Annotated in this window: 19 protein-coding genes; 11 read left to right on the forward strand and 8 right to left on the reverse strand. The window is 67.2% G+C overall.

Going from position 1 to position 23,914, the window contains the following annotated elements; all coding sequences use genetic code 11:
- Nucleotides 1-137 precede the first annotated feature (137 nt).
- The gene (locus tag ABIB42_RS08030; RefSeq protein WP_219861757.1) at nucleotides 138-1,049 is read left to right on the forward strand and encodes a hypothetical protein; all 912 of its coding nucleotides are present in this window, start codon (nucleotides 138-140) and stop codon (nucleotides 1,047-1,049) included.
- Nucleotides 1,050-1,053: 4 nt separating this feature from the next.
- Here the strand turns inward: ABIB42_RS08030 and nudC are convergent, their stop codons facing one another.
- The gene (gene nudC, locus ABIB42_RS08035; protein WP_184240225.1) at nucleotides 1,054-1,875 is read right to left on the reverse strand and encodes an NAD(+) diphosphatase; all 822 of its coding nucleotides are present in this window, start codon (nucleotides 1,873-1,875) and stop codon (nucleotides 1,054-1,056) included.
- A gap of 252 nt (nucleotides 1,876-2,127) precedes the next feature.
- Between nudC and ABIB42_RS08040 the strand changes: the two genes are divergently transcribed.
- The 3 genes from ABIB42_RS08040 to ABIB42_RS08050 all read left to right on the forward strand — a co-directional run bounded on the left by ABIB42_RS08040 (nucleotide 2,128) and on the right by ABIB42_RS08050 (nucleotide 6,377).
- On the forward strand, nucleotides 2,128-3,786 hold the full coding sequence (locus tag ABIB42_RS08040; RefSeq protein WP_219861759.1) for a carbamoyltransferase C-terminal domain-containing protein: 1,659 nt from the start codon (nucleotides 2,128-2,130) through the stop codon (nucleotides 3,784-3,786).
- Nucleotides 3,783-5,198 carry a N,N-dimethylformamidase beta subunit family domain-containing protein gene (locus tag ABIB42_RS08045; protein WP_219861761.1) on the forward strand — a complete coding sequence of 472 codons (1,416 nt, stop codon included), beginning with the start codon at nucleotides 3,783-3,785 and terminating at the stop codon, nucleotides 5,196-5,198. Before ABIB42_RS08040 ends, ABIB42_RS08045 begins: the two co-directional genes overlap by 4 nt.
- A gap of 126 nt (nucleotides 5,199-5,324) precedes the next feature.
- Entirely contained in the window at nucleotides 5,325-6,377 is a 1,053-nt protein-coding gene (locus ABIB42_RS08050) for a glycosyltransferase family 9 protein (protein WP_219861763.1), read from the forward strand.
- 70 nt (nucleotides 6,378-6,447) lie between these two features.
- Here ABIB42_RS08050 and ABIB42_RS08055 read toward each other — a convergent pair whose 3' ends face one another.
- Nucleotides 6,448-8,100: a methyl-accepting chemotaxis protein gene (locus ABIB42_RS08055; RefSeq protein ID WP_219865135.1), complete on the reverse strand. Its 1,653-nt coding sequence runs from the start codon at nucleotides 8,098-8,100 to the stop codon at nucleotides 6,448-6,450.
- 123 nt (nucleotides 8,101-8,223) lie between these two features.
- Here ABIB42_RS08055 and ABIB42_RS08060 point away from each other — a divergent pair, with 123 nt between their 5' ends.
- Complete coding sequence (locus tag ABIB42_RS08060) at nucleotides 8,224-9,054, forward strand: cupin domain-containing protein (protein WP_429248196.1); 831 nt, start codon at nucleotides 8,224-8,226, stop codon at nucleotides 9,052-9,054.
- A gap of 89 nt (nucleotides 9,055-9,143) precedes the next feature.
- Here ABIB42_RS08060 and ABIB42_RS08065 read toward each other — a convergent pair whose 3' ends face one another.
- The 5 genes from ABIB42_RS08065 to ABIB42_RS08085 all read right to left on the reverse strand — a co-directional run bounded on the left by ABIB42_RS08065 (nucleotide 9,144) and on the right by ABIB42_RS08085 (nucleotide 13,769).
- On the reverse strand, nucleotides 9,144-10,304 hold the full coding sequence (locus ABIB42_RS08065; RefSeq protein WP_005664523.1) for an MFS transporter: 1,161 nt from the start codon (nucleotides 10,302-10,304) through the stop codon (nucleotides 9,144-9,146).
- A gap of 224 nt (nucleotides 10,305-10,528) precedes the next feature.
- On the reverse strand, nucleotides 10,529-10,705 hold the full coding sequence (locus tag ABIB42_RS08070) for a hypothetical protein (protein ID WP_219861766.1): 177 nt from the start codon (nucleotides 10,703-10,705) through the stop codon (nucleotides 10,529-10,531).
- A gap of 162 nt (nucleotides 10,706-10,867) precedes the next feature.
- Nucleotides 10,868-11,893: an alpha/beta hydrolase gene (locus ABIB42_RS08075; protein ID WP_219861768.1), complete on the reverse strand. Its 1,026-nt coding sequence runs from the start codon at nucleotides 11,891-11,893 to the stop codon at nucleotides 10,868-10,870.
- 212 nt (nucleotides 11,894-12,105) lie between these two features.
- Nucleotides 12,106-12,531 carry an organic hydroperoxide resistance protein gene (locus ABIB42_RS08080; protein WP_219861770.1) on the reverse strand — a complete coding sequence of 142 codons (426 nt, stop codon included), beginning with the start codon at nucleotides 12,529-12,531 and terminating at the stop codon, nucleotides 12,106-12,108.
- Between the two features lie 221 nt (nucleotides 12,532-12,752).
- Nucleotides 12,753-13,769 carry a LacI family DNA-binding transcriptional regulator gene (locus ABIB42_RS08085; RefSeq protein WP_429248197.1) on the reverse strand — a complete coding sequence of 339 codons (1,017 nt, stop codon included), beginning with the start codon at nucleotides 13,767-13,769 and terminating at the stop codon, nucleotides 12,753-12,755.
- Nucleotides 13,770-14,055: 286 nt separating this feature from the next.
- Between ABIB42_RS08085 and ABIB42_RS08090 the strand changes: the two genes are divergently transcribed.
- From ABIB42_RS08090 to ABIB42_RS08115, 6 genes are all read left to right on the forward strand, one after another.
- The gene (locus tag ABIB42_RS08090; RefSeq protein WP_219861773.1) at nucleotides 14,056-16,479 is read left to right on the forward strand and encodes a TonB-dependent receptor; all 2,424 of its coding nucleotides are present in this window, start codon (nucleotides 14,056-14,058) and stop codon (nucleotides 16,477-16,479) included.
- A gap of 87 nt (nucleotides 16,480-16,566) precedes the next feature.
- Nucleotides 16,567-17,919, forward strand: a complete 1,353-nt coding sequence (locus ABIB42_RS08095; protein ID WP_219861775.1) for a GH1 family beta-glucosidase — start codon at nucleotides 16,567-16,569, stop codon at nucleotides 17,917-17,919.
- Between the two features lie 31 nt (nucleotides 17,920-17,950).
- Nucleotides 17,951-18,973, forward strand: coding sequence for a glucokinase (locus ABIB42_RS08100; protein ID WP_005664511.1), 1,023 nt, complete (start codon nucleotides 17,951-17,953; stop codon nucleotides 18,971-18,973).
- Nucleotides 18,966-20,306 (forward strand): MFS transporter, encoded by a 1,341-nt coding sequence (locus ABIB42_RS08105; RefSeq protein ID WP_005664510.1) that lies wholly within the window; start codon nucleotides 18,966-18,968, stop codon nucleotides 20,304-20,306. The genes ABIB42_RS08100 and ABIB42_RS08105 overlap by 8 nt, the downstream gene beginning before the upstream one ends.
- Entirely contained in the window at nucleotides 20,303-20,872 is a 570-nt protein-coding gene (locus tag ABIB42_RS08110; protein ID WP_005664508.1) for a heme-degrading domain-containing protein, read from the forward strand. Before ABIB42_RS08105 ends, ABIB42_RS08110 begins: the two co-directional genes overlap by 4 nt.
- A complete protein-coding gene (locus ABIB42_RS08115; protein WP_005664506.1) occupies nucleotides 20,869-21,852 on the forward strand; it encodes a Gfo/Idh/MocA family protein in 984 nt (327 codons plus the stop codon). The genes ABIB42_RS08110 and ABIB42_RS08115 overlap by 4 nt, the downstream gene beginning before the upstream one ends.
- Here the strand turns inward: ABIB42_RS08115 and ABIB42_RS08120 are convergent.
- Nucleotides 21,837-23,840 carry a hybrid sensor histidine kinase/response regulator gene (locus tag ABIB42_RS08120; RefSeq protein ID WP_005664504.1) on the reverse strand — a complete coding sequence of 668 codons (2,004 nt, stop codon included), beginning with the start codon at nucleotides 23,838-23,840 and terminating at the stop codon, nucleotides 21,837-21,839. The two genes, ABIB42_RS08115 and ABIB42_RS08120, sit on opposite strands and share 16 nt — an antisense overlap.
- Nucleotides 23,841-23,914 lie beyond the last annotated feature (74 nt).

Genomic DNA, 23,914 nt, shown 5'->3' on the forward strand with positions numbered 1-23,914 from the left:
CCTTAAAAAAACGATTGCCGCAAGTATATAGGGAAGCACCGTAGCCGGCTGGCGGCCGCCCTATTCTTGAGGAAAATTAAATCCGATATGACACAGATCGCTTAGCGTTGAGTGTGGTTCCAGCCTGGGAGAGCGCTATGTTCGGCAGCACGGTTCTGGAAGTCGCCATCGGCCTGGCATTTTGCTACGGCACCCTGGCGCTGGTCGTCACCACCTTGCAGGAAGCGCTGGCAGCAAGCTTCCGCCTGCGCGCCGGCATGCTGCAGGATGCCATCAAGCGCATGCTGAACGATCCCCGCTTCGACGCCACGGCGCGGGCGCTGTACGCGCATCCGCTGGTCAACCCGCACGCCGGTGCGCTCGATCCCGGCGCACGCCTGCCCGCCAGGCTGCGCCCATCCTACATCGAACCGGCAAACTTCGCGATCGCGCTGATCGACGCCATCCGCGGGGGCCAGGGCTCGCTCGAGGCCGACATCGCCGCCGTTCCCGATCCCCAGTTGCGGCGCACCCTGCAGACCCTGTACCAGCAGGCGGGCGGCGACCTGCAGCGCTTCCAGGCGGCCCTTGCCGGCTGGTTCGAAACCGCCATGGAACGCCTGTCCGGCGTCTACAAGCGGCGCCAGCTCCTGATCTCGTTCCTGGTCTCGCTGCTGCTGACGATCCTGTTCAACATCGACAGCATCCACCTGTTCCAGACCCTGTGGCAGCATCCCGCCATGGCGGCCCACATCACCTCCGTGCCCGACGGGCTGGACGCCGACGTGATGGCCCAGCTGTGGGTGCTGCCGATCGGCTGGCAAGCCTTTCCGCCGCTGCTCGATGCCGATTTCGCGCTGCAGGCCTCGGGCTGGCTGGTGACCGCCAGCACCACCCTGTTCGGCGCGCCGTTCTGGTTCGACATCCTGCAGCGCGCGATCAACCTGCGCAGCACCGGCGCCAAGCCGGCCCCGCTCAATGTCGAACAGTCCCTGGCGCCCACGCCGGCGCCGGCCGCGGCCCGCGCGCCGGATGGCGTAACGGTGGTGGTGGCGCCGGCCCGGCCCTGAATCCCTAGCGGCCGGGCGGGCGATGGGCGTCCACCAGGACGCTCGAGATCGACATCTGCGGCACCCGCTCCGGCCATTCGTCGTTGGGCCCGAACCAGCGCGCCTCGGCGATCTCGCTGGCGTCGACCCGGATCTCGCCCTCGAGGTAGTCGGCCGTGAAGGCCAGCATCAGCGAGTGCGGGAACGGCCACGACTGGCTGGAGAAGTAGCGCAGATTGTGCACGCGCAGGCCCACCTCTTCGAACACCTCGCGGTGGATCGCTTCCTCGATCGACTCGCCCGCTTCCAGGAAGCCGGCCAGCGGCACGAAGCGCTGCGTCGCATGCTGCAGGTGCTTGGCCAGCAGCACCGAGTCGCCCTTGCGGATCAGCACCATCATGGCCGGCGAGATGCGCGGATAGGCCATGTGGCCGCAATTGACGCACTTGAAGCAACGCTCGCCGACGGCCAGCACGGTGCCGCTGCCGCACACGCCGCAGAAGCGGTGGGTGCGCGCCCACTCGGCCACTTGCGCCGCCCTTCCCGCGACGCCCACCAGCGCCTCGTCGATCACCCCGAACAGCGCACGCAGGCCGCGCCAGGCATGGCCCGGCGGCAGCGCCGGTTCCAGGTCGAACCAGCCGGCCTGGCAATACCGTCCGTCCAGCAAGCCCAGCGGCTGTAGCGTGTCGCGCGCCACGCCCATGCGCTCCAGCGCCGCCGCGTCCGGCAAGGCCGGCCCGTCTTCGCGCACCAGGAGCTGTCCCTTGTGGAACAGGAAGTTCAAGGGTTCCGGGTCGGGATGCGGCGCGAACAGCGGCGTGAAGGAGGCGGGCGTCTGGAGCATGGTCGGGAGGATGGTGGCCAGGATCCACGGATGATACCGCCTTTCCGGTGAGCGTACCGGCGCCGGCCCGGCGCCGCCGGCCGAATTCGCCGCATGGCCGCGAACTAATCCTGAACGGTCGCGCTCAAAGAATGGCTGACTACCAATGGCTGACTACCGCACGCTGCCCGCTGCTTTCAATCCGGCATACACCGGCTGTCGCTCCCGGTGTTCAACCCACTGATCTGCCGCTGCGCTAACCAGGAGAAGACGATGGACGATACCCCCGTTGTGCTCGGCATAAACCGCGACCGGCATGCGAGCGTCTGCCTCATGCACGGTTCACACGTGCAATGGGCAATCCAGAAAGCGCGCCTCACCCGCCACCAGCACCACCCGGGAGAGCCGGGCGACATCGAGACCTTCTACCTGCCCCACCTGTCCGGGCTCGAACGACCGCTCGACGTACTGGTCGAATGCCATGCATCCGGCGCGGGAGCCGGCGGGGTGGCAAACGCAGTGGCCGGCGAGGCGGCCGGCGGCGATGGCGACCATGCCCTCGTCTTCGCCCGCGGCGCGCGCCGCGCCCGCATCCCGCAGCACCTGGCGCACGTGGTTGGCGCCTTCCACCCGTCTCCCTTCCGCGAGGCCGCGGTGATGGTCGTGGGCGGCCGGGGCAGCGTGGGGGGCGACGGGCGGCGCGAAGTCGCCTCCTGCCATCGCGTCGACCGCGAACGCATCGCCCGCATCGGCCAGCAACTGAGGGGGGATGGCGACCAGCACCCCGCCGGGCTCGGCATGTTCTACGCCAGGCTCACCCAGGCGCTGTTCCCGGGCCAGGGCAACGAGGGCAAGGTGACCGACCTGGCGCCCTACGGCGATCCGCACGCGCTCGGCCTGCCGCCGCTCGAGGTCGACGGCATGCAGGTCGCCATCCCGCATGCCTGGCCGGTGCTGCTCGAAGACGCCGAGCGTTTCCGCTTCGGCTCGCCCAAGGCCGGCTTCACCGACTGCGCCAACCTGGCGGCGGCCGGCCAGCGCGCTTTCGAAGAAGCGCTGCTGGCGCTGGCCCGCTGGCTGCACGGGCGCACCGGCCTGGACGACCTGTGCCTCACCGGCGGCGCCGCCTTCAATGGCGCGGCCAATGCGCGCCTGCTGCGCGAAAGCCCGTTCCGGCGCGTGTTCGTGCCGCCGGCGCCGGGCGCGGCCGGCGCCGCCCTCGGCTGCGCCATCTACGGCCTGCTCGAGCTGGCCGGCCGCAGCGCCGACTTCCGCTGGACCCACGACTATCTCGGTCCGGCGCCCCAACTGGCCGACATCGAGGCGGCGCTCGACGGCGCGAGCGACCTGATCGTCGAGCATCCGCGCGGGCGCGACGCCCTGTGCGCGCGCATGCTCGACCTGCTGTGCTCGGGCCGGGTCGTCGGCCTGTACCAGGGCCGCAGCGAATTCGGCCCGCGCGGGCTGGGCCACCGCAGCATCCTGGCCGATCCGCGCCGCGAGCGCATGCGCGACTGGATCAACGCCCGCGTCAAGGAGCGCGAATGGTTCCGCCCCTTCTCCCCGATGGTGGCCGAAGAGCGCGCGTCCCAGTATTTCGACCTGCAGGCGCCATCGCCCTTCATGCAGTTCGCGGTCCCGGTGCGCAGCAGCGTGATGCCGCTGCTGGCGGCGGTCACCCACGTCGACGGCAGCGCGCGCCTGCAGACGGTCGGTCCCAGCGACGATCCGGTGCTGCGCGCCCTGCTGGCCGGCTTCGAAGTGCGCACCGGGGTGCCGGTGCTGCTGGGCACCTCCTTGTGCGGCAGGCACGAGCCGCTGGTCGAAACGCCGCAAGAGGCCGTCGCCACTTTCCGGCGCCTGCCGCTGCACGGCCTGGCCATGCCGCCCTACCTCGTCATGAAGCGCCACGAACCAGGGTTGCCGGCATGATCCGCGGCTACCCACGCCATGCCAGCATCTGGCCCGGCGAACGCCTGCAGCTGCACGTGTCGACCGACCGGCCGCGCTTTCGCGCCGCACTGTACCGCTGGGGCGATGGTTTCGAGCCCGTCATGCGCAGCGACTGGTTGCCCGGCAAGCATGCCCTCGATGCCGATCCGGCCGACGACTGGCACTGGCCCGACTACTCGCTGGCGCTGGATCCGTCGCTGCGCTCCGGCGTCTACCTGGCCCAGCTCGAAGACGCCGGTCCGCGCCCGCCGCGGCTCGACCAGGATGCCGGCGCGGCCCTGTTCGTGGTGCGGGCCGAACCCGACGCCGCGGCCCCGCCCTCCGTGCATGTCCCGAGCGGCGCCGACGCCGGCCGCCGCCCTGCGCGCCGCCTGTTGTACAAGCTGCCGCTGGCCACCTACCACGCCTACAACCGCAGCGGCGGTGGCGGCGGTGACTACCAGGCAGCGCAGCGCGCCGGAACGCCGCCTGGGGCGCGGGTCTCGCTGCGCAGGCCGGGCGGCGGCATCGGCGGGCCGGTCTGGGGCGCCCCCGACCATTACGACTGCCGCTCGCCGCGCCAGACGTTCGCCCACTGGGACGCCCGCTTCGTGCGCTGGCTCGAGCGCAGCGGCTACGCGGTCGACTATTGCACCGATCTCGACATCCATGCCGATCCCGCCCTGCTCGGCCGCTACCGGCTGCTGGTCGGCGCGGGCCACGACGAATACTGGACCGAGGCGCGCCGCGACGCCGTCGAAGCCTTCGTCGAAGGCGGCGGCAACGTCGCCTTCTTCGGCGCCAAGCTGTGCTGGTGGCGCGTCCACCTGGTCGACGGCGGCACGGCCCTGGTGTGCCGGCAGGACGGGCCGCAGGATGCGCCCGACCACTGGTGGCGGCCGGGCGGCGCGGCCCGTCCAGAAGACAGCCTGAGCGGCGCCAGCTACCGCCACGGCGGCGGCTGGCGCGACGGCCCGCGCCACAGCGGCGGGTTCCGGGTCCAGGATGCCAGCCACTGGATATTCGCCGGCACCGGCCTGGCGCAGGGCGAGCGCTTCGGCCACGACACCTGGCCGCCCCTGGCCGGCCATGCCTGCGACGGCGCCCCGCTCGCCGCCTTCGACCACGACAGCGGCAAGGCGACCCTGTCCGCCTGGTGCGACCGCGCCGGCACGCCGCACGGCTACCAGGTGCTGGCGGCCTGCCACCTCGACCGCCACTGGCAAGATCTTCCTTCGCGCGAGCGGCACGCCGCCCGCGAAGGCATCCACGCCGCCACGCTGGGCATCTACCAGCGCGGCGGCACCGTGTTCTCGGCCGGAACCACCGACTGGGCGCAAGTCATCGACGGGCCGCGCGACCGCCGCGTCGAACGCATCACGCGCAATGTGCTCGACCGTTTGCTGGCGTGATGCGGGCGCGGCTGTTTCACGAAGGGCAAGGCAGGGCTAGCGATATGTTTCGTGCAAGGAGAAGGGCAATCGGCGAACGACAAGAATTCGCCGCGATGAAAAACGATGTTGAGAGGAGAAAAAGCCATGCTCCGGCGACCATTGCTGCATCGCATTCCTATCCAATCGGTCGTGGTGTTTCGCGCACTGCATCTTGGCGACATGCTGTGTGCGGTCCCGGCCCTGCGCGCCCTGCGCACCGCCTTGCCCAAGGCCAGAATTGCCCTGGTCGGCCTGCCGTGGGCAGCGCAGTTCGTCCACCGGTTTGCCGCCTACCTCGATGAATTCCTGCCGTTTCCGGGCCATCCCCTGCTGCCGGAGCAAACCGTGCACCATGACGACCTGCCCCCGTTCTATGCGACCGTGTGCGCGCGTGAATTCAGCCTGGCCGTGCAACTGCACGGCAGCGGCGACATCGCGAACCACATCGTTTCCGGCTTCGGGGCGACCGCAATGGCGGGCCACTGCCGCGGCAAGCCATTGAGCACCGAAAAGACCGTTCTCGTCCCCTATCCCGAGAGCGGCGCCGAGCCGGAACGCCTGCTGCACCTGGTCGGCCATCTTGGGGCGCCGGAGGCCGGCACGCACCTCGAGTTCCCGATCCTGCGCGAAGACGAGGACGAGCTCGCCACCAGCGGCCTGGCGGCAGGGCTCGAGCCGGGCAGCTATATCTGCGTGCACCCGGGAGCGCGCCAGCGCGACACCTGCTGGCCGCCGGAACGCTTCGCCAGGGTGGCCGATCGGCTTGCCGACGAGTTCGGCATGCGCATCGTCCTGACCGGATCGGCGGACGAGGCGCCGCTGGCGCAGGCGGTCGCCGATCGCATGCATGCGCCCGCCATCATCGCCGCCGCCCCGATCTCGATCGGCGCCATGGCGGCCCTGATGAGCCGCGCGCGCCTGCTGATCTGCAACGACACCGGGGTGTCGCACATCGCCGCCGGACTGGGCCTGAACAGCGTGGTCATCTTCAGCAAGGCCGACATCGCGCGCTGGGCGCCGCTCGACCGCCTGCGTCACCGCTGCATCTGGGACCCCGGCGCCGAGCGCGCCACCGTCGTGCTGCAACATGCGCGCACCCTGCTGACTGGCGCCGAACCCAGCAGGCAACGGGCGGCGGGGATGTGGCCTTACTGGTGAGCGCAGTCGTCCGAAGCAAGCTGCGCGCAGCGACCATCCCGGCCGGTCTCCGCGCTACCGCCGGCAGGCGTCAGGCAGGCGCCGGCGACCAGTGCGCCAGCGTTCTTGACGCGCTCGCCATTCCGGCCGGCGCAACCGGCGCCGAGGATTGCTGGCCTGCGGCCAGCCTGAAGACGCTGACGCGCTGTGCCAGTCCTGCGGCGCTGTCCTGCAGCGACTGGGCGGCGCCGGCGGCCTCCTCGACCAGCGCGGCATTCTGCTGGGTTCCCTGGTCCATCTGGCTGATGGCCTGGTGGATCTGTTCGATTCCGGCGCTCTGCTCGGCGCTGGCGGTGGTGATCTCGCCCATGATGTCGGCCACCCGGCGCACGCTTTGAACGATCTCTTCCATCGTCGCGCCAGCCTGGTCGACCAGGCGGCTGCCGCTGTCGACCTTGCCGACCGAATCGGTGATCAATTCCTTGATTTCCCTGGCGGCGCTGGCCGAGCGCTGGGCCAGGTTGCGCACTTCGGTCGCCACGACCGCGAAGCCACGGCCCTGGTCGCCGGCCCGCGCCGCCTCGACCGCGGCATTCAGGGCCAGGATATTGGTCTGGAAAGCGATGCCGTCGATCACCGCGATGATGTCGACGATCCTGCGCGCCGATGCATTGATTTCACCCATCGTGCCGATCACTTCAGTGACCACGGCGCCGCCGCGGCGGGCGACGTCTGACGCCGATGCTGCCAATCCATTGGCCTGGCGTGCGTTCTCTGCATTCTGGCGCACGGTGCTCGTCAGCTCCTCGACCGAGGCGGCGGTTTCTTCGATCGCGCTGGCCTGCTGCTCGGTACGCGCCGACAGGTCCAGGTTGCCCGCTGCGATCTGGGTGGAGGCGGTGGCGATGGTATCGCTGCCGTTGCGCACGTCGCCGACGATGCTGGCCAGGCTTGCCGTCATGTCGCGCAGCGCCGCCAGCAGTTGACCGAACTCGTTGCGCGAATCGACATCGATCCGCACGCCCAGGTCACCGGCAGCCACCCGGCGCGCCACGTCGACGGCCCTGGACAGCGGCGCGCCGATGGCGCGCACCAGATAGACGGTGGCGCCGCAAGCCAGCAGCACGGCAAGCAGGATGGCGCCGACCACAATCATGTTCAGGGTGTCCAGTTCCGCGTGGAGTTGCTCGCTCTGCTGCTTGTTGCGCTCGTTCATGAATGCATCGAGATTCCTGTAGGCCTTCATGGATTCGGCATACACCGGATTGATTTTTTTCCCCAGCATGTCATTTGCCTGGTCCCACTGACTGCCTTCGATGGCGCGCATGGCTTCATCTATCAACGCCATACCGAAGTTGTTGCTGACGCCAGCCCACTGTTCGATCGCTTGCCGCGTCTCGGGACGGACGACGCTTGCACGCAGCGTGGCGATTTCCCTACGCAATTCTTCACTATTGTTGGCGATGAACTGACTATGAACCGATAGCGGATGGTTATGGAGCGGCGCAAACCGATTTTCCGGGTTATGTTGCAATGCTTGCAGGATATGGCTTCGATTCATCTCCATGCGCAGTTCGATACTCGCGACAGCGGTTTGCTGGTTGGCTGCGCGCAGAGCGAGGTTCTCGAGCAGGTCGACCGCGCGCTGGGTGGTATGAAATCCGATGGCGCCGACGGCGATCGTAAGCAGGATGAGCACGCCGACCACGGCGGTGATCACGTACTTGATACGTAGATTGTTCATGCTGGGGAAATAAGATAGGAAGGCGATTGCCGACAAGCGTTGTATTCTCGCTTGAATTCTCACCAATTTCCACGCGGAAACCTGCCTTATCGTCCAGAATAGCTGTCACTCAGTCGAAATTGAATGGTTATGGATAAGTTGTCATCGCTGGTCGGTCGTCAATCCTTCAACGCCCGTATTTTCTACAACGGCACGTTTTGCGACGGCAATCGTTTCCTGGCAGACGGCATGTCGGGCCAGCTACACCTGGTTCACTCCGGAACGGTGGACTTCGTGCATGACGACGGCGGCACCCTCTGCATCACGGAGCCAAGCCTGCTGTTTTATCCCCGCGGCGATAACCACACACTGCAGGTGCGCCCCGGCCATTCCGCCAACCTGCTGTGCGCACACATCACGTTCCAGGATGGGTTGAACAATCCGCTGACGCGCGTGCTGCCATCCTGTCTCGTCATTCCCCTTTCGGAAATCGATGGGCTGCGCAGCACCCTGGACCTTCTGTTCGACGAAGCGGGCAAGAATGGTCCTGGTTCGGACATGATCGTGGACCGCCTGTGCGACGTGCTCATGATCCAGGTCATCCGTCGCGAATTCGACAGCGGCAGGCTGTCGGTGGGCTTGCTGGCCGGGCTGTCCGACCGCCAGTTGTCGCTGGCGCTGGCCGTCATCCACGAGCGCCCGCATGAACCATGGAGCCTGCAGTCGCTGGCCCAGGTGGCCTGCATGTCGCGCGCCGCGTTCACCGAGCGCTTCCGCGATGTGATGGGCGTCCCGCCTGGCGAGTACCTGACACGCTGGCGCATCGGCGTCGGCACACGTCTGCTGCGCGAAGGCATGCCGGTCAAGCAGGTCAGCAGCCGCACGGGTTATACCAGTCCATCCACGTTCACGCGCGCCTTCACGACGATGATGGGCGCCTCGCCGCGCGAGTGGCTCAAGCAGGTAACCGGCTGATCCGGACACCACAAACGACAACGCAGACGGCCCTTGCGGACGCGTCTGCGTTGTGACTTTCCAGGCGGCCACCGAGGCCGCCATCGATCTTATTTCAGCAGGCGGGTGCGGCACGCCACCATGGCGATCACCAGGGACAGGCCGCCGACGTAGGCGATGGCTGCCTGCATGCCGACGAAGTGGGCGACGGCGCCGATTGCCGGCGGGCCCATCAGGCTACCGCTGTAGGCCATGCTCGCCACCGCTGCCAGGGCAGCCGGGCCTTGCGCGCCGGCGGCGCTGAACACGAACGGGAACACCAGGGCCAGGCCGACGCCGGCGATCGCGAAGCCGCCCAGGGCGACATAGGCGTTCGGCGCCAGCACCGCGAAGAACAGGCCCGCTGCGGCGACCAGCGCGCCCAGGGTCACGAGGCGCTTGGCGCCGTAGCGTTCCTTCATCTTGTCGCCGACCATGCGCGACATCAGCATCATCACCGAGAACGACGACAGTGCCAGCGGCGCCAGGCCGTCCGATGCACCGAAGTGCTCTTTCAGGAACAGGCCGCTCCAGTCGGCGATGCTGCCTTCGGCCATCGAACCGAAGAAGCCCAGCAGACCCAGCAGGACCAGCGGACCGCGCGGCAGCGCGAACTTCTTCTTCTCGACCTTGACGCCGGCTTCATCCGCCTCCAGCAGGTTGACGGCGAGCCACAGCACCACGGCCAGCGGACCGGCGAGCATCAGGAAGTGGGTGGCCGGCGCGATCTTCATGCTGGCCATCAGGCTGCCCAGGGTGGCGCCGACCAGGCCGCCGGCGCAGGCCAGGCCGTGCAGGCGCGACATTTCCGACTTGCCGCTCTCTTTTTCGCGGCGGGCGGCGGCCGAGTTCATGGCGACGTCGAAGGTGCTGGCCGTGATGCCCAGCATCAGGACTGCCATCATCAGGCGCGACACGTCCGGCGCCATGCCGATCGAGACCAGCACGCACAGCAGGGCCAGGCCCGAGATCATGAGGGTCTTGCGCGCGCCGAAACGGCCCATCAGGAAGGACGAGATCGGGTACGAGATCACGGCGCCGAGGCCGCCGCACAGCAGCACCATCGACAGCGCCGCGTGCGAGACGTTGACGCCGGCGGCCAGGGCCGGGATACGGCCGGCCCACGAGCCCATGATCACGCCGAACAGGGCGAACACGACCGGCAGCGAGAACAGCTGGGCTTGTACGAGTACGGAAGAAGAACGACGTGGAACAGAAACAGTAGTTTGCATGGAAGCCGCGAATTGTTAAATTTCTTGAGATGTAAAGTAATTGCCTGTGTGCTTTTTACAGCCCGGACGCGTCTGAAATATTTACGTCAGGAAGCTGATGGACGGCAATTCTAAACACCTTTTTTCGCTTTGGTTTTCCGCGCGGAAAAATATTTCGCGCCGTTGTATTGCGCCGACGCAAAGATGACAACTTACTTGCCGGACATATACGAAAAGCTGGTAATTCAGCATGGTTGACGCATGAAGAAGTAAGGATTTAGCGTCAGATGTAACCATTTATTGCTGAGCCCGACGACGCCCCACGGATGCCCCAAATTTCTGCAATGCAGCAGTTTTATTTCCAAAACGGCTTGTTTTCGTGCGTCGGGACGCGTTGATGCAGCCAGGGCAAGCGCCGTCATGACCAGTCCCCGTTCGTGGTTTCCCATCACTTTTATTCGCCCAGATCGGCCGCCCGGATATTCCTCCAATTGTTAAATTTATTTGCGCCGACGACACCGATTGCATGACGGCGCATAAAAAAAGGGCCGCCCTCGGGCGGCCCAGACAGCAAGCAGCAAGTGTTACTTGGCCAGGTGTTTTTTCAGTTCGGCGCCGGCTTGCAGCACTTGCGAACGCACGCCCGGCAAGGTGGCAAGCGGATTGAGCAGGCCGAAGTCGTGGATCATGCCGTTGTAGCGGGTGACGGTCACGTCGACGCCGGCCTGGTCCAGCTTGCGGCCATAGGCTTCGCCTTCGTCACGCAGCACATCGTTCTCGGCGGTCTGGATCAGCGCTGGCGGCAAGCCCTTCAGTTGCGGCAGGGTGGCCTGCAGCGGCGAGGCATAGACTTCCTTGCGCTTGGCCGCGTCCTTCGTATAGCTGTCCCAGAACCACTTCATCATATTGCGAGTCAAGAAGTGCCCTTCTGCAAACTGCTTGTACGAACCGGTCTCGAAGTTGGCGTCGGTCACCGGCCACATCAGCACCTGATAGCGCAGTTTGGGTCCGCCCTTGTCCTTGGCCATCAGGGTCAGCGCGGCCGACATATTGCCGCCAACGCTATTGCCCGCCACCGCCAGGCGGCTGCCGTCGATATTCAGTTCCTTGCCATGTTCGGCCACCCACTTGGTCGCGGCATAGATTTCGTTGAGCGCCACACCGTAGCCGGCTTCCGGCGAGCGGGTATAGTCGACGAATACCGCCACCGCGCCGGAACTTTCGACCACGTCGCGCACCAGGCGTTCGTGGGTCGGATAGTCGCCCAGCACCCAGCCGCCGCCGTGGATGAACATGAAGGCGGGAAGCACCCCCTTGACGCCGGCCGGACGCACGATCTTCAGCTTGATCTGCTTGCCGTCGACGGTGATCACCTTGTCCGAAACCTCGGCCGCCGGCAGGTTCACCTTGACGCTCTTCTGCGCGCCTTCCAGCACCTTGCGGGCGTCCGCCGGCGACAGCTGCTCGATCGGCTTGCCGCCGCCGGAGTTGAGCGCGGTCAGGAATTCGGCGGTACGGCGCTCCACGGTGGGGGCGATGTCGGCAGCCGCTGCGGCGCCGTAAGCGAGGGTCAGGGATGCCGCGACAAGGGCTTTGCTCAGGGTGTTCATGGTGCTTCCTTTCTTGTTTGGGTTCTGGATTGGCGGGGTGCCATCTGCCACATTAGCAGCGCGCCGCGCGCCTTCATTGCATAAACGGATCATTCGGTGGTGGTAGCGGCCAGTGAAAATATTCACGATTAAATCGCACACTACTTATTCATTTCGGCTACTTGCATACGACAGGTTTCCGTATCCCCCGGTTGCCCGGGGGAAGCACCGCATCACACCAGTTGCAGGGTCACGTCGATATTGCCGCGGGTAGCGTTCGAGTACGGGCAGACGATGTGGGCGCGGTCGACCAGGGTTTGCGCCTCATCGGCCGGCACGCCGGGCAGGCTGATCTTGAGGACGACTTCGATGCCGAAGCCGGTCGGGATCGGACCGATGCCGACGCTGCCCTCCACCGACACGTCCGGCGAGATTTTCAGCTTGTCGCGGGCGGCGACGAATTTCATGGCGCCCAGGAAGCAGGCCGAATAGCCGGCCGCGAACAGCTGTTCCGGGTTGGTGCCTTCCAGGCCGGCGCCGCCCAGTTCTTTCGGGGTGGTCAGTTTCACGTCCAGCACGCCGTCCGAGGAAACGGCGCGGCCTTCGCGGCCACCCGAGGCTTTGGCGCTTGCACGGTAGAGGACTTTGTCGATTGCCATGATGAGACTCCTTGTCGTAGTCGGCGGCCCTTGCCGCCCGATTTCATTAAACCGCTATTGAGTAGCGCGCTATATAAATGGTTTGCTGCCTTGGCCCGCCGACCCGTTTGCTTGTCCGTTCGGCGCTGCAATGGAAAGCATATTACATAGCTCACGATTTAATTGCAAACGATTTATTTCGGCAATGTGTTACCAGATGTAACAACAAGCCTGCGCGGGGCTCACAGCAATCTGACAGATTCCCTCACGATCAGGCTCAGCTGCGGCACCTCGCCCTCCGGCTGCTCGTGCGCCAGCATCGCCAGCATGCGGCGCCCGATGCCGATCCCGGCGTCGTACAGCGGCTGGCGCACCGTGGTCAGGGGAGGCGTCGTATACATCGAGCTTTCCAGGTCGTCGAAGCCGACCAGCGAGATGTCTTCCGGCACCCGGATATTGCGCCGGTAGAGCGCCAGCCGCGCCCCATACGCCGTCAGGTCGTTGGCCGCGAAGATCGCGGTGAAGCGCAGGTTGGCGGCCAGCAGCCCGTTCAACGCCAGCAAGCCGCCGGATTCGCTGAAGTCGCCCGCCACCACCAGCCGCGGATCGGCCTCGATCCGGTGCCTGGCCAGGGTGTCGTGGTAGCCGGCCAGGCGCGCGCGTGCGTCACGATGGTCGTCCGGGCCGGCGATGTGGGCGATGCGGCGGTGGCCTTGCGCGATCAGGTATTCCACCGCCTCGCAGGCGCCGCGGTAGTTATCCAGGCAAAAGCCGTGGGTGCGCGCGCCCTGGACGTCGCGCCCGAAGGCGACGATCGGCACCCGCTTCGAGAAGTCGAGGATCTGCTGGTCGCTCATGTTCCCGGTCAGGATGGCCACGCCGTCGACGCGGCGTCCGATCAGGAGCTCGACCCGCTCGGCTTCTTCGTCGGCATGCCAGTGCCCGCTCATGATCAGGAGCGCATAGCCGGCCGCCTTGACCGCATCCTCGATGCCCACCATGGCGCGGTTGAAGTAGCCGCTCTCGAGCGACTGGGTCAGCACGCCGATGGTGCGGGTGCTGCCGATCTTGAGGCTTTGCGCCAGGCGGTTCGGCTTGTAGTTCAGTTCATCGATGACGCGCTCGATGGTGCGCCGCTTGTCTTCGGACACCTTGGCGGTGCCGTTCAGGAAGCGCGAGACCGTGGCGGGAGAGACGCCGGCAGCGCTGGCGACCTGGTACAGGGTGCTGGTGCTGGTGCTGCTCTCGACGTTTTTCATGAAGCGTTCCGGACTCATCCAAGACAGATTGTTGCTTGAAGTATATCACCGATACTCACCCGCAAAGCATGGAAAGCGCGTCGCCATGAAAATCTTTCATAGGATGGCCGTCGTTGAGATACAACAAACGCAGTAAGCATGTTCAAAAATTCTAATTGACATTTTTTTACGGACGAAATTACTATGAAACCGTTTTCAAGATTGATGAAATCGATTTCCCATCGATCCATGTGTTAGCGCTCTCAGCGCCCAGATGTACCCATAAAACAATACTCGGAGACAAGCAATGACCATGACTACGCCCGCGGGGGCCGCAGTGCGCACCTCGTCGTCCACCCCCATCCGCCTCGCCATCCTGACCCTGCTCGCCGGCATCGGCAGCGCCCAGGCCCAGAGCGCGTCCGACCCGGCATCCGCTGCCGCCGCCACGCCGCCCGCCGTCGTCGACAACGGCCAGATCGCCGAGGTGAAGGTCACCGCCACCAAGCGCTCGACCTCGCTGCAGCGTACCCCGATCGCGGTCACCGCGCTCAACGCCGCCACCCTGCAGGACAACCACGTGCAGACCATGCTCGACGTGGTGGCGCTGGTGCCGGGCTTCCAGGCCACGGCCCAGGGCGACCACGGCGTCACCACCATGACCCTGCGCGGCATCGGCAACGACAGCGCCAAGACCGAATACGCCGACCCCGAAGTGGCATCCTTCGTCGACAACGTCTATTCGCCGCGCGCCGAAGGCGCCACTGCCCTGATGTTCGACGTCGAGGGCATCGAGGTGCTGCGCGGTCCGCAAGGCACGCTGTGGGGCCGCAACTCCACCGTCGGCGCGGTCAACATTCAGACCGTCAAGCCGGAACTGAACAGCCGCTCGGGCTACCTCGAGGGCGGCATCGGCGACTACAACCGCCTGGGCGTGCGCGGCGCGGTCAATATCCCGGTCGCCGAGAATGCCGCGCTGCGCTTCGCCGTGGTGCACGAACGCCACGACGGCTACGTCGACTACCAGCGTTTCAAGAACCCGTCGGTCGAGTCGCAGCGCGCCGCCTACCTGGCTTCCGGCGCCGATCCGGCCGGTTTCCGTCCGATCAATCCCAACCAGTTCGTCTCGGGCGGCGACAAGTACAGCGCCCAGGACCAGAGCGCGGCGCGCCTGTCGCTCTTGTGGCAACTGGCGCCCAACGTGCGCTGGGACATCGCCTACGAAAAATTCATCGACCGCGGCACCCCGAGCGCCAACCTGATGCAGGTCCCGCGCGCCGGCGAGAAGCACTGGTCGACCCTGTCCGACAGCGCGCCGTGGATCAACCGCGACAGCCACAACGTGCGCAGCCGCCTGAGCTGGGACATCAGCCCCGACATGGCCCTGCAGTACGTGGCCGGCTGGTCCAAGTACAGCGGCGACATGCGCTTCGACCAGGATGGCGGCACCGTGGTCCCGACCTCGATCACCACCGGCGGCATCTTCCAGGAACACACCACGGTCGACTCCAACTACAAGAGCCACAGCCACGAGCTGCTGCTGCAGTCCACCGGCACCCGCACCGTCGACTGGCAGGTCGGCGCCTATTATGGCAACGAGAAGAACGACGTCCGCTTCGACATCGCCGGCATGAAAGGCACGCAGGATGGCGCCGTGAACTGGCAGGGTTCCTTCATCCAGCCGAAGCAGACCGTGGACACCTCGGCCGTGTTCGGCCAGGCCACCTGGAACATCACCGATGCCTGGCACCTGACCGGCGGCGTGCGCTACACCCACGACAAGCGCGTCCACACGGGCGGTCGCGGCTACACCTGGGGTAATGACCTCAGCGCGCCACAAGTGCCGCTCAACCCGCACATCGACCCGCGCGACCCGGTCAACGGCTACGTCGAAGGCGTGCCGAACGACGGCCGCTACAGCGACAACAAGGCCACCGGCCTGGTGCGCCTGAACTACGACATCGACCGCAACAATATGGTCTATGCCAGCGTATCGACCGGCTACAAGTCGGGCGGCGTGCAGGATCGCGGCCTGCCCTACCAGCCCGAGACGCTGACCAACTACGAGATCGGTTCGAAGAGCACCTTCCTGGACGGCGCCCTGCGCATCAACAACGCGCTGTTCTACATGGACTTCAAGGACTTCCAGTTCAATTCGCCGGTCAGCTTCCCGGACGGCAGCCGCGGCCTGGCCATCGAGAACGCCGACGGCGCCGAGGTGTACGGCCTGGAAACCGAGATCGCCGCCCGCATCGCAAAGGATGGCCGCCTGTCGATCGCGCTGGCCGTGCTCGACACCAAGCTCGGTCACCTGATCGCCGGCTCGAACGATTATTCGCTGCCGACCTGCACGGTCGACCCGAGCATCTCGAACTGCCTCGACGTCACCGGCCACAAGCTGCCGCACGCGCCGAAGTTCTCGACCACGGTCCAGTACCAGCACACCTTCCGCCTGGCCAATGGCGGCAGCCTGATACCGCGCATCACGGCGCGCTACGAGGACGAGGTGCGCCTGAGCGTGTTCGACCTCGGCCCGGAAGACCGCCAGAAGGCCTATGCCAGCGCCGACGTCGGCCTGCGCTACCAGCAGGACAAATGGTGGGTCGACGCTTTCGTGCGCAACGTGAGCGACAAGAAGATCAAGACCAGCGCCTTCAACGGCTTCGGCCCATGGCTGGCGCAGTACAAGCCGCCGCGCACCGTCGGCATCAACACCGGCTTCGATTTCTAAGCCGCAGCACGGCAGGCCCGCTCCCGCGGGCCTGCTTTTTGTTTTCAAGCGCTTCGCCCTCGCGCTTTGCCTCGATCAGAGAATTCCATGACCAAGAGCCCCAATTTCGACTTCAACAACGACTTCCCATCCGACTTCACCTGGGGCGTGGCCACCAGTTCCTTCCAGATCGAAGGCGCGCACGACGTCGACGGCAAGGGCCCGTCGATCTGGGACACCTTCTGCAAGAACAAGGCGAACATCAAGGATGGCAGCGACGGCACCGTCGCCTGCGACCACTATCACCGCTACCGCGAGGACGTCGACATCATGGCCTCGCTGGGCGTGGACGCCTACCGCTTCTCGCTGGCCTGGGCCCGCGTCCAGCCGGATGGCAAGGGCGCCTGGAACGAGGCCGGCTTCGGCTTCTACGACCGCCTTCTCGACGCGCTGGCCGAAAAGAACATCCGCCCCCACGCCACCCTGTATCACTGGGACCTGCCGCAAGGCTTGCAGGACGATGGCGGCTGGCTGAACCGCGACACCGCCCACCGCTTCGCCGACTACGCGCATGAAGTGGCGCGCCGCTTCGGCAACCGCATCGAGGCGATCGCCACCCACAACGAACCCTGGTGCACGGCCAACCTCGGCTACGGCAACGCCCAGTTCGCGCCGGGCGTGGTCGACCTGAAGCAGTCGATCCAGGTCTCGCACCACCTGCTGCTGTCGCACGGCCTGGCCATGCGCGCCATGCGCGAGGTGGGCGGCGCGGCGCAGCTGGGCATCGTGCTGAACCAGTGGACCGCCGATGCCGCCTCGGCTTCCGAGGCCGACCGCGCGATGGCCGAATTCGAGTACGCGCGCTCGGTGCAGTGGTTCATGGACCCCATCTTCAAGGGCCGCTATCCCGAACTCGCCCTGCGCGGCCACGGCACCAACGCGCCGCAGGTTCGCGACGGCGATTTCGACATCATCAGGCAGAAGATCGACTTCCTCGGCTCGAATTATTATTTCCGCAGCTGGTGCAGCGCCGCCAACCCGCCGGTGCCGCCGCCGGCTCGCCACGGGGTCACCGACATGGGCTGGGAGATCTTCCCGGAAGGCCTGCCCGAACTGCTGATCAAGCTGAAAGCCGAGTACCCCGACCTGCCTCCGGTGTACATTACCGAGAACGGCATGGCCAATCCCGACGTGGTCGAGAACGGCCGTGTCCACGATCCGGCACGCATCGCCTACGTGCGCAGCCACCTGGCCGCGCTCAAGGAGGCGATAGATGCCGGCGTCGACGTGCGCGGCTACTTCCTCTGGAGCCTGCTCGACAACTTCGAGTGGAATTCGGGCTACGCCAAGCGCTTCGGCATCGTGCACGTGGATTATGCGACCCAGCAGCGCACCCTGAAGGACAGCGCCTTGTGGTATCGCGAATTCATCGCAGCCCGCGACAACCGCATCAAGACTTGATCGCCATAAAAAAGAGCGACAAGGAGGAGACATGCTGACGACTACCCACCCCGACGGCCCGCGCCTGCTGGCCGACATCGGCGGCACCAACGCGCGCTTCGCCCTGGAGCCGGCGCCGGGCGCGATCCAGGCCGTGCAGACGCTGGCCTGCGCCGACCACGCCCGCTTCGAAGACGCGGTGCGCTTCTACCTGGCCGGCGCCGGCGCGAAGGTGCGCCACGCGGTGATCGCGATCGCCAATCCGGTGGACGGCGACGCCATCCGCATGACGAACCACCACTGGGCGTTCTCGATCGAGGCGGCGCGCCGAGCGCTGGGCCTGGAGACGCTGCTGGTGGTGAACGATTTCACGGCGCTGGCGATGTCGCTGCCGATCCTGCAGCCGGACGACCTGGCCCAGGTCGGCGGCGGCGCTCCCTTGGCCGGCGCCGCCATCGGCCTGGTCGGCGCCGGCACCGGCCTCGGCGTCTCGGGGCTGGTCCCGAGCGGCGAGCGCTGGATTCCCCTCCATAGCGAAGGCGGCCACGTGGCCTTCTCGCCGCTCGACGAGCGCGAGGTGACCGTGCTGCGCCACGCCTGGCAGCGCTACGACCACGTCTCGGCCGAGCGCTTCGTCTCCGGCCCCGGCCTGGTGCTGATCCGCGAGGCGCTGGCCATGAGCCGCGGCATAGCGTCCGATAAAGACTTGTCGCCCTCCGACATCGTGACGCGCGGCCTGTCCGGCGGCGACGCCCTGTCGCTGGAAGCGATCGACTGCTTCTGCGGCATGCTGGGCACGGTGGCGGCCAACCTGGCGGTGACCCTCGGCGCACGCGGCGGCATCTATATCGGCGGCGGCGTCGTGCCGCGCCTGGGCGCCTATTTCGTCGCCTCGCCGTTCCGCCCGCGCTTCGAGCGCAAGGGCCGCTTCAGCGAGTTCACGGCGCGCATCCCCACCTGGCTGATCACGGCCCCCTATCCGGCCCTGCAGGGCGCATCGGCGATCCTCGCGGACCACCTGGCCTGGACCCATGCGACAGCGCCGCGGGCGAGCACGGAGGCCGCCCATGCGTAAGATCGCCTCGCCGCTGCTGTGGGTGCCGACCGGCTACTTCACGATGGCGCTCGGCTACGTGATGCTCACCAGCGTCACCGCCATCATGTTCAAGAACCTGGGCATGGACAACGGCCGCGCCGCCCAGTATTCGAGCCTGCTGATCCTGGCGTATACGGTCAAGCCGCTGTTCGCGCCGTTCGTGGAGATGTACCGCACCAAGAAATTCTTCGTGCTGTGCGCGCAGGTGGCGATCGGCGCCGGCTTCGCCGGGGTCGCGCTGCTGATGGAACTGCCCGGCTACATGACCTTCCTGATGGCGATCTTCTTCGCCCTGTCGTTCATCGGCGCGACGCAGGACATCGCCAGCGACGGCGTCTACGTCACCTCGCTCGACGCCCGCGCGCAATCGCTGTACTGCGGCATCCAGAGCCTGTCCTGGAACATCGGCCCGATCGTGGCCGCCGGCGGCATGGTGTATCTCTCCGGCTACCTGCACACACACGTCTTCGGCCATGATCCCGCCGTGTTCGGGCCGGACTGGATCGACGCCTGGCGCATTATCTTTTTGCTGGTCGGCGGCCTGACCCTGTTGATGGCGCTATGGCACTGGCGCACCATGCCGCAAGGCGCGCGCGCGGCCGACACGCCGTCCTCGGTGAAGGACGCCGGCCGCATCCTGCTCGACGCCTTCGTCACCCTGTTCCAGAAGCGCGGCGTGTGGCGCATGATCGCCTTCGCTTTCCTGTTCCGCTTCAGCGTGGGCCTGCTGGAAAAGATCGGTCCCTTCTTCATGGTCGATCCTGCCTCGAAGGGCGGCCTGGGCCTGTCCAACGAGATGCTGGGCCTGATCTACGGCACCTACGGCCTGGCCGCGGTGCTGGTCGGCTCGCTGCTCGGCGGCCTGTACGTCGCCAAACGCGGCCTGAAGGCGACGCTGTTCGTGCTGTGCTGCGCGATCAACATCCCGAACGTGGCCTTCCTGGTGCTGGCGCTCACCATGCCATCGAGCCTGGTCCTGATCACGCTCGGCGTCGCGATCGAAAAATTCTTCTTTGGCTTCGGCGCCGTCGGCTTCATGATCTACCTGATGCAGCAGCTCGCGCCAGGCAAGTACACCACCACCCACTATGCCTTCGGCACCGGTCTGATGGGCCTGTGCGGCATGGTCACCGGCGTGATCAGCGGCCACCTGCAAGAGATGATGGGGTACGTCGGCTACTTCGTGCTGGTGATGGTCGCCACCATCCCCTCGTTCCTGGCCACCTGGTTCGCGCCGTTCTACCACGACGACGGCAGCCAGCCGAAGCCGGAGCCGGACCTCGATGCCGAGGGCAAGACGGTGCCGGCATGAAGCGCCATGTCCAGCTTGCTTCCTGCCTGCTGCTGTCCGCGGCCGCGGCCGCGGCGCAGCAACTTCCACAGCCATCCGCCATGCACGCCATTTCCACTATCTCGCTCGACGCCCTGCTGCAGGAAGAACGCCAGCTCCAGTTCGACCGCTTCGACCGGGATGCCGCCGCCGCCCTCGGGGCGGCGCTGGTGGCGCGGGCGAAGCGCGCCGGCCGCCCGGTGACGCTTGAAATCAGGCAGGGCGACGAGGTCCTGTTCGCCCACGCGATGCCGGGCGCCTCGCCCGACCACGCCGACTGGATCCGGCGCAAGAACAACCTGGTCAGGCGCACCGGCCACAGCTCGTTCTACACCCACAACGAGGTGCGCCAGGCCGGCGGCGACCACGACGCGCTGCCCGGCCTGGACATGCGCGACTACGCGGCCCACGGCGGCGCCTATCCGATCGTCGTGCGCGGCCGCGGCGCGGTCGGCACGGTCACGGTCTCGGGCCTGCCGGGCGTGGACGACCACGCGCTGGTGGTGGCGGCGTTGAAGGACCATCTGAAGATCGGAGAATCGCCATGACCCGCATCGTCCGCTGGGGCATCCTCGGCACCGGGCGCATCGCCCGCGATTTCGCGCAAGGGCTGCGCGCCACGCCCGACGCCGTGCTGGCCGCGGTCGGCTCCCGGAGCGACGATAGCGCACAGGCCTTCGCGGCGCAGTTCGAGATTCCTCGTGCGTTCGGCTCGTATGAGGCGCTGGTCGCTTGTCCCGACGTCGACATCGTCTATATCGCCACCCCGCACCCGATGCACGCAGCCAACGCCCTGCTCGCCCTGCGCGCCGGCAAGGCGGTGCTGTGCGAGAAGCCGTTCGCGATGAACCGGCGCGAGGCGGGAGAAATCGTGGCGCTGGCGCGGGCAAAGAACCTGTTCCTGATGGAGGCGATGTGGACCCGCTTCATGCCGGCCCTGGCCGAAGTGCGGCGCGTCATCGCCTCGGGCGAGATCGGCACGGTGACCCAGCTGCACGCCGACTTCGGCTTCTCGGCCACGCCCGATCCAGCCCACCGCGTCAACGATCCGGCCCTGGGCGGCGGCGCCCTGCTCGACCTGGGCATCTATCCGCTGTCGATCGCCTGCGCCCTGCTGGGCCGGGTCGAGGCGGTGCAGGCCCAGGCCATCATGGGCGAGACCGGCGTCGACCTCACCACCGCCTTCACCATGCGCCATGCCGGCGGCACGCTGTCGGTCTGCAGCTGCTCGCTGCGGGCGCATGCGCCGGGCGAGCTGGTGGTGTCCGGCACGCGCGGCAGCGTGCGCATGCACCGCATGTTCCACATGGCCGAGCGCGTCACGGTTGCGCTGCAGGACGGCTCCACGCGCACGCTGGAGACCCCCTGGCTCGGCAACGGCTACACGCACGAGGCGATCGAGGCCGGCCGCTGCCTGCGCGAAGGCCTGCTCGAGCATCCTGCGATGACCCACGACGACACGCTGGCGATCATGGGCCTGCTCGACGCGATCCGCGGGCAGATCGACCTGCGCTATCCGAGCGACTGAGCCTCGGCCAGCAGCGCATCCAGCTGCTGCATATTGGCCGGCTTGACCAGGTAATGATCGAAGCCGGCGTCCAGCGCGGCCTGGCGGTCGGCGTCGCTGCCGTAGCCGGTCAGGGCGATCAGGAGCGGCGTGCGCTCTCCCAGGCCGGCGCGGATGCGGCGCGCCAGTTCGCGGCCGTCCATATCGGGCAGGCCGATGTCCAGGATGCAGGCGTCCGGGGGCTGTGCGAGCGCGCGCCGCAGCGCCGGCGCCGGCGCATGCTCGACCGCCACCCGGTAGCCTTCCGCCTCCAGCAGCAGCGCCAGCGAGGCGGCCGCATCGACGTTGTCGTCCACCACCAGCACGTTCATCGCCTGGTCGCGCGTGGGTCGTTGCGGTCCCGGCGCGTCGTCCGGGCCGGCCGGGACAGGTTCGTCCAGGCGCGGCAAGGTCACGGTGAAGGTGCTGCCGTGGCCCGGTCCGGCGCTATCGGCGCGCACCGTGCCCCCGTGCAGCTCGACCAGGTTCTTGACCAGCGCCAGCCCGAGGCCCAGGCCGCCCTGGGCCCGGTCCGGCGTGCGCCGGGCCTGGGTGAACAGGCCGAACACGTCCGGCAGCAGTTCGGGCGCGATGCCGATGCCGTCGTCGCGCACCGCCAGCACCGCCTCGCCGCCCCGGATGCGCACCGCCACCAGCACGCTGCCTTCGTCCGGCGTGTACTTGGCGGCGTTGTTGACCAGGTTGGCGATGACCTGGATCAGGCGCTTGGCGTCGCCCTCGACCAGCACCCGCGTATCCGGCAGCTCGGTGCGCAGGCGATGGCGCTTCATGTCCAGCAGCGGCTGCACCTGCTCCAGGGCGGCGCCGACCACCTGGCGCAGGTCGACCCGATCGCGCTCGAGTTCGATCATGCCGCGCGTGACGCGCGACACGTCGAGCAGGTCGTCGACCAGGTGCACCATATGGTCCACCTGGCGCGCGATGATCTCGCTGGTGCGCCGCACCGCGCCCGGGTCGCTCGCATACACGCCCTTGAGCAGGCCCGCCGCGGTGCTGATCGGCGCCAGCGGGTTGCGCAGCTCGTGCGCCAGCATGGCCAGGAACTCGTTCTTGCGCTCGTCCGCCAGGCGCAGCGCCTGCAGCGCCTCGTTGCGCTCGCGTTCGGCCATGCCGCGGTTCAGGTCCTGGCGGTACAGCTGGTAGGCGAAGCGCCACACCACGGCGATCAGGATCACCAGCAAGCCCCACACGAACAGCCAGATCATGGTGGTCAGGTCGAGTCCGGGATCGGCCGCGCGCACCGCCGCGGTGGCGACCATGCCCAGCACGATCGGCGCCAGCACCAGTGGCGCCATCAGCTGGCGCAGGGTGCGGCTGCTGGACGTGGGGCTGGCCAGCGCCACCACCATGCCCTGGTCCGGATGCAGCGCCAGCGTGGCGCCGGAGGCCAGCATGAAGGCCAGCGCGGTGCGCAGCGAGGTGCCGCGTCCCGGCAGCAGCTGGTACAGGAAGGTGTCTTCGGCGGCGAAGCCGGCCAGGGTCAGCAACGAGAACAGCAGCACGCTGGCGGCCAGCGCCTGGCCGATGCCGACCGTGCGGCGCGCGCACGACAGCGCCATGCCGGCCCCGAGTACGACGAACAGGCCGGCCGTCAGCAGCGCCGGCAGGCTCCAGGCAGTGGATGCCTGGCCCAGGCCCAGCGACAGCGGCGCCGGCGCCCAGCCGGACAGGCGCATCGCCACGCCGCCGGCGCCGATCGCCAGGACCAGCAGGGCCGGGACGCGGCCGGCGCGGGCAACGGCGCGCACCGGATGCAACTGCAGCAACAGGCAGGCAGAGGCGCACAGGAAGCCGACCGCGGTAAGCGGATACATCTGCGGCGCACCGACGCCGGCGCCGATCAATGCCGGCGAATGCAGCCCCCAGCCGGCCAGCGCGGTGAGGGCGAGCAGCAGGCAGGCGATCGCGGCGCCGCCCGGGAAGGCAAGCCGGATCGGGAATGTGTTCATGAACGGACGGTTAGTTGAGCGATTTTCGCCCATCGTACCAGTCACGGCCTTTCAGGCGGGCACGGATGCCCGCA

Source organism: Massilia sp. UYP32 (assembly GCF_050434365.1).
Lineage (GTDB): Bacteria > Pseudomonadota > Gammaproteobacteria > Burkholderiales > Burkholderiaceae_D > Telluria > Telluria timonae.

Coding starts and splice junctions, on each gene's coding strand:
- ABIB42_RS08030 (WP_219861757.1), top strand. CDS start 138: ATGTTCGGCAGCACGGTTCTGGAAGTCGCCATCGGCCTGGCATTTTGC.
- nudC (WP_184240225.1), bottom strand. CDS start 1,875: ATGCTCCAGACGCCCGCCTCCTTCACGCCGCTGTTCGCGCCGCATCCC.
- ABIB42_RS08040 (WP_219861759.1), top strand. CDS start 2,128: ATGGACGATACCCCCGTTGTGCTCGGCATAAACCGCGACCGGCATGCG.
- ABIB42_RS08045 (WP_219861761.1), top strand. CDS start 3,783: ATGATCCGCGGCTACCCACGCCATGCCAGCATCTGGCCCGGCGAACGC.
- ABIB42_RS08050 (WP_219861763.1), top strand. CDS start 5,325: ATGCTCCGGCGACCATTGCTGCATCGCATTCCTATCCAATCGGTCGTG.
- ABIB42_RS08055 (WP_219865135.1), bottom strand. CDS start 8,100: ATGAACAATCTACGTATCAAGTACGTGATCACCGCCGTGGTCGGCGTG.
- ABIB42_RS08060 (WP_429248196.1), top strand. CDS start 8,224: ATGGTTATGGATAAGTTGTCATCGCTGGTCGGTCGTCAATCCTTCAAC.
- ABIB42_RS08065 (WP_005664523.1), bottom strand. CDS start 10,304: ATGCAAACTACTGTTTCTGTTCCACGTCGTTCTTCTTCCGTACTCGTA.
- ABIB42_RS08070 (WP_219861766.1), bottom strand. CDS start 10,705: ATGACGGCGCTTGCCCTGGCTGCATCAACGCGTCCCGACGCACGAAAA.
- ABIB42_RS08075 (WP_219861768.1), bottom strand. CDS start 11,893: ATGAACACCCTGAGCAAAGCCCTTGTCGCGGCATCCCTGACCCTCGCT.
- ABIB42_RS08080 (WP_219861770.1), bottom strand. CDS start 12,531: ATGGCAATCGACAAAGTCCTCTACCGTGCAAGCGCCAAAGCCTCGGGT.
- ABIB42_RS08085 (WP_429248197.1), bottom strand. CDS start 13,769: ATGAAAAACGTCGAGAGCAGCACCAGCACCAGCACCCTGTACCAGGTC.
- ABIB42_RS08090 (WP_219861773.1), top strand. CDS start 14,056: ATGACCATGACTACGCCCGCGGGGGCCGCAGTGCGCACCTCGTCGTCC.
- ABIB42_RS08095 (WP_219861775.1), top strand. CDS start 16,567: ATGACCAAGAGCCCCAATTTCGACTTCAACAACGACTTCCCATCCGAC.
- ABIB42_RS08100 (WP_005664511.1), top strand. CDS start 17,951: ATGCTGACGACTACCCACCCCGACGGCCCGCGCCTGCTGGCCGACATC.
- ABIB42_RS08105 (WP_005664510.1), top strand. CDS start 18,966: ATGCGTAAGATCGCCTCGCCGCTGCTGTGGGTGCCGACCGGCTACTTC.
- ABIB42_RS08110 (WP_005664508.1), top strand. CDS start 20,303: ATGAAGCGCCATGTCCAGCTTGCTTCCTGCCTGCTGCTGTCCGCGGCC.
- ABIB42_RS08115 (WP_005664506.1), top strand. CDS start 20,869: ATGACCCGCATCGTCCGCTGGGGCATCCTCGGCACCGGGCGCATCGCC.
- ABIB42_RS08120 (WP_005664504.1), bottom strand. CDS start 23,840: ATGAACACATTCCCGATCCGGCTTGCCTTCCCGGGCGGCGCCGCGATC.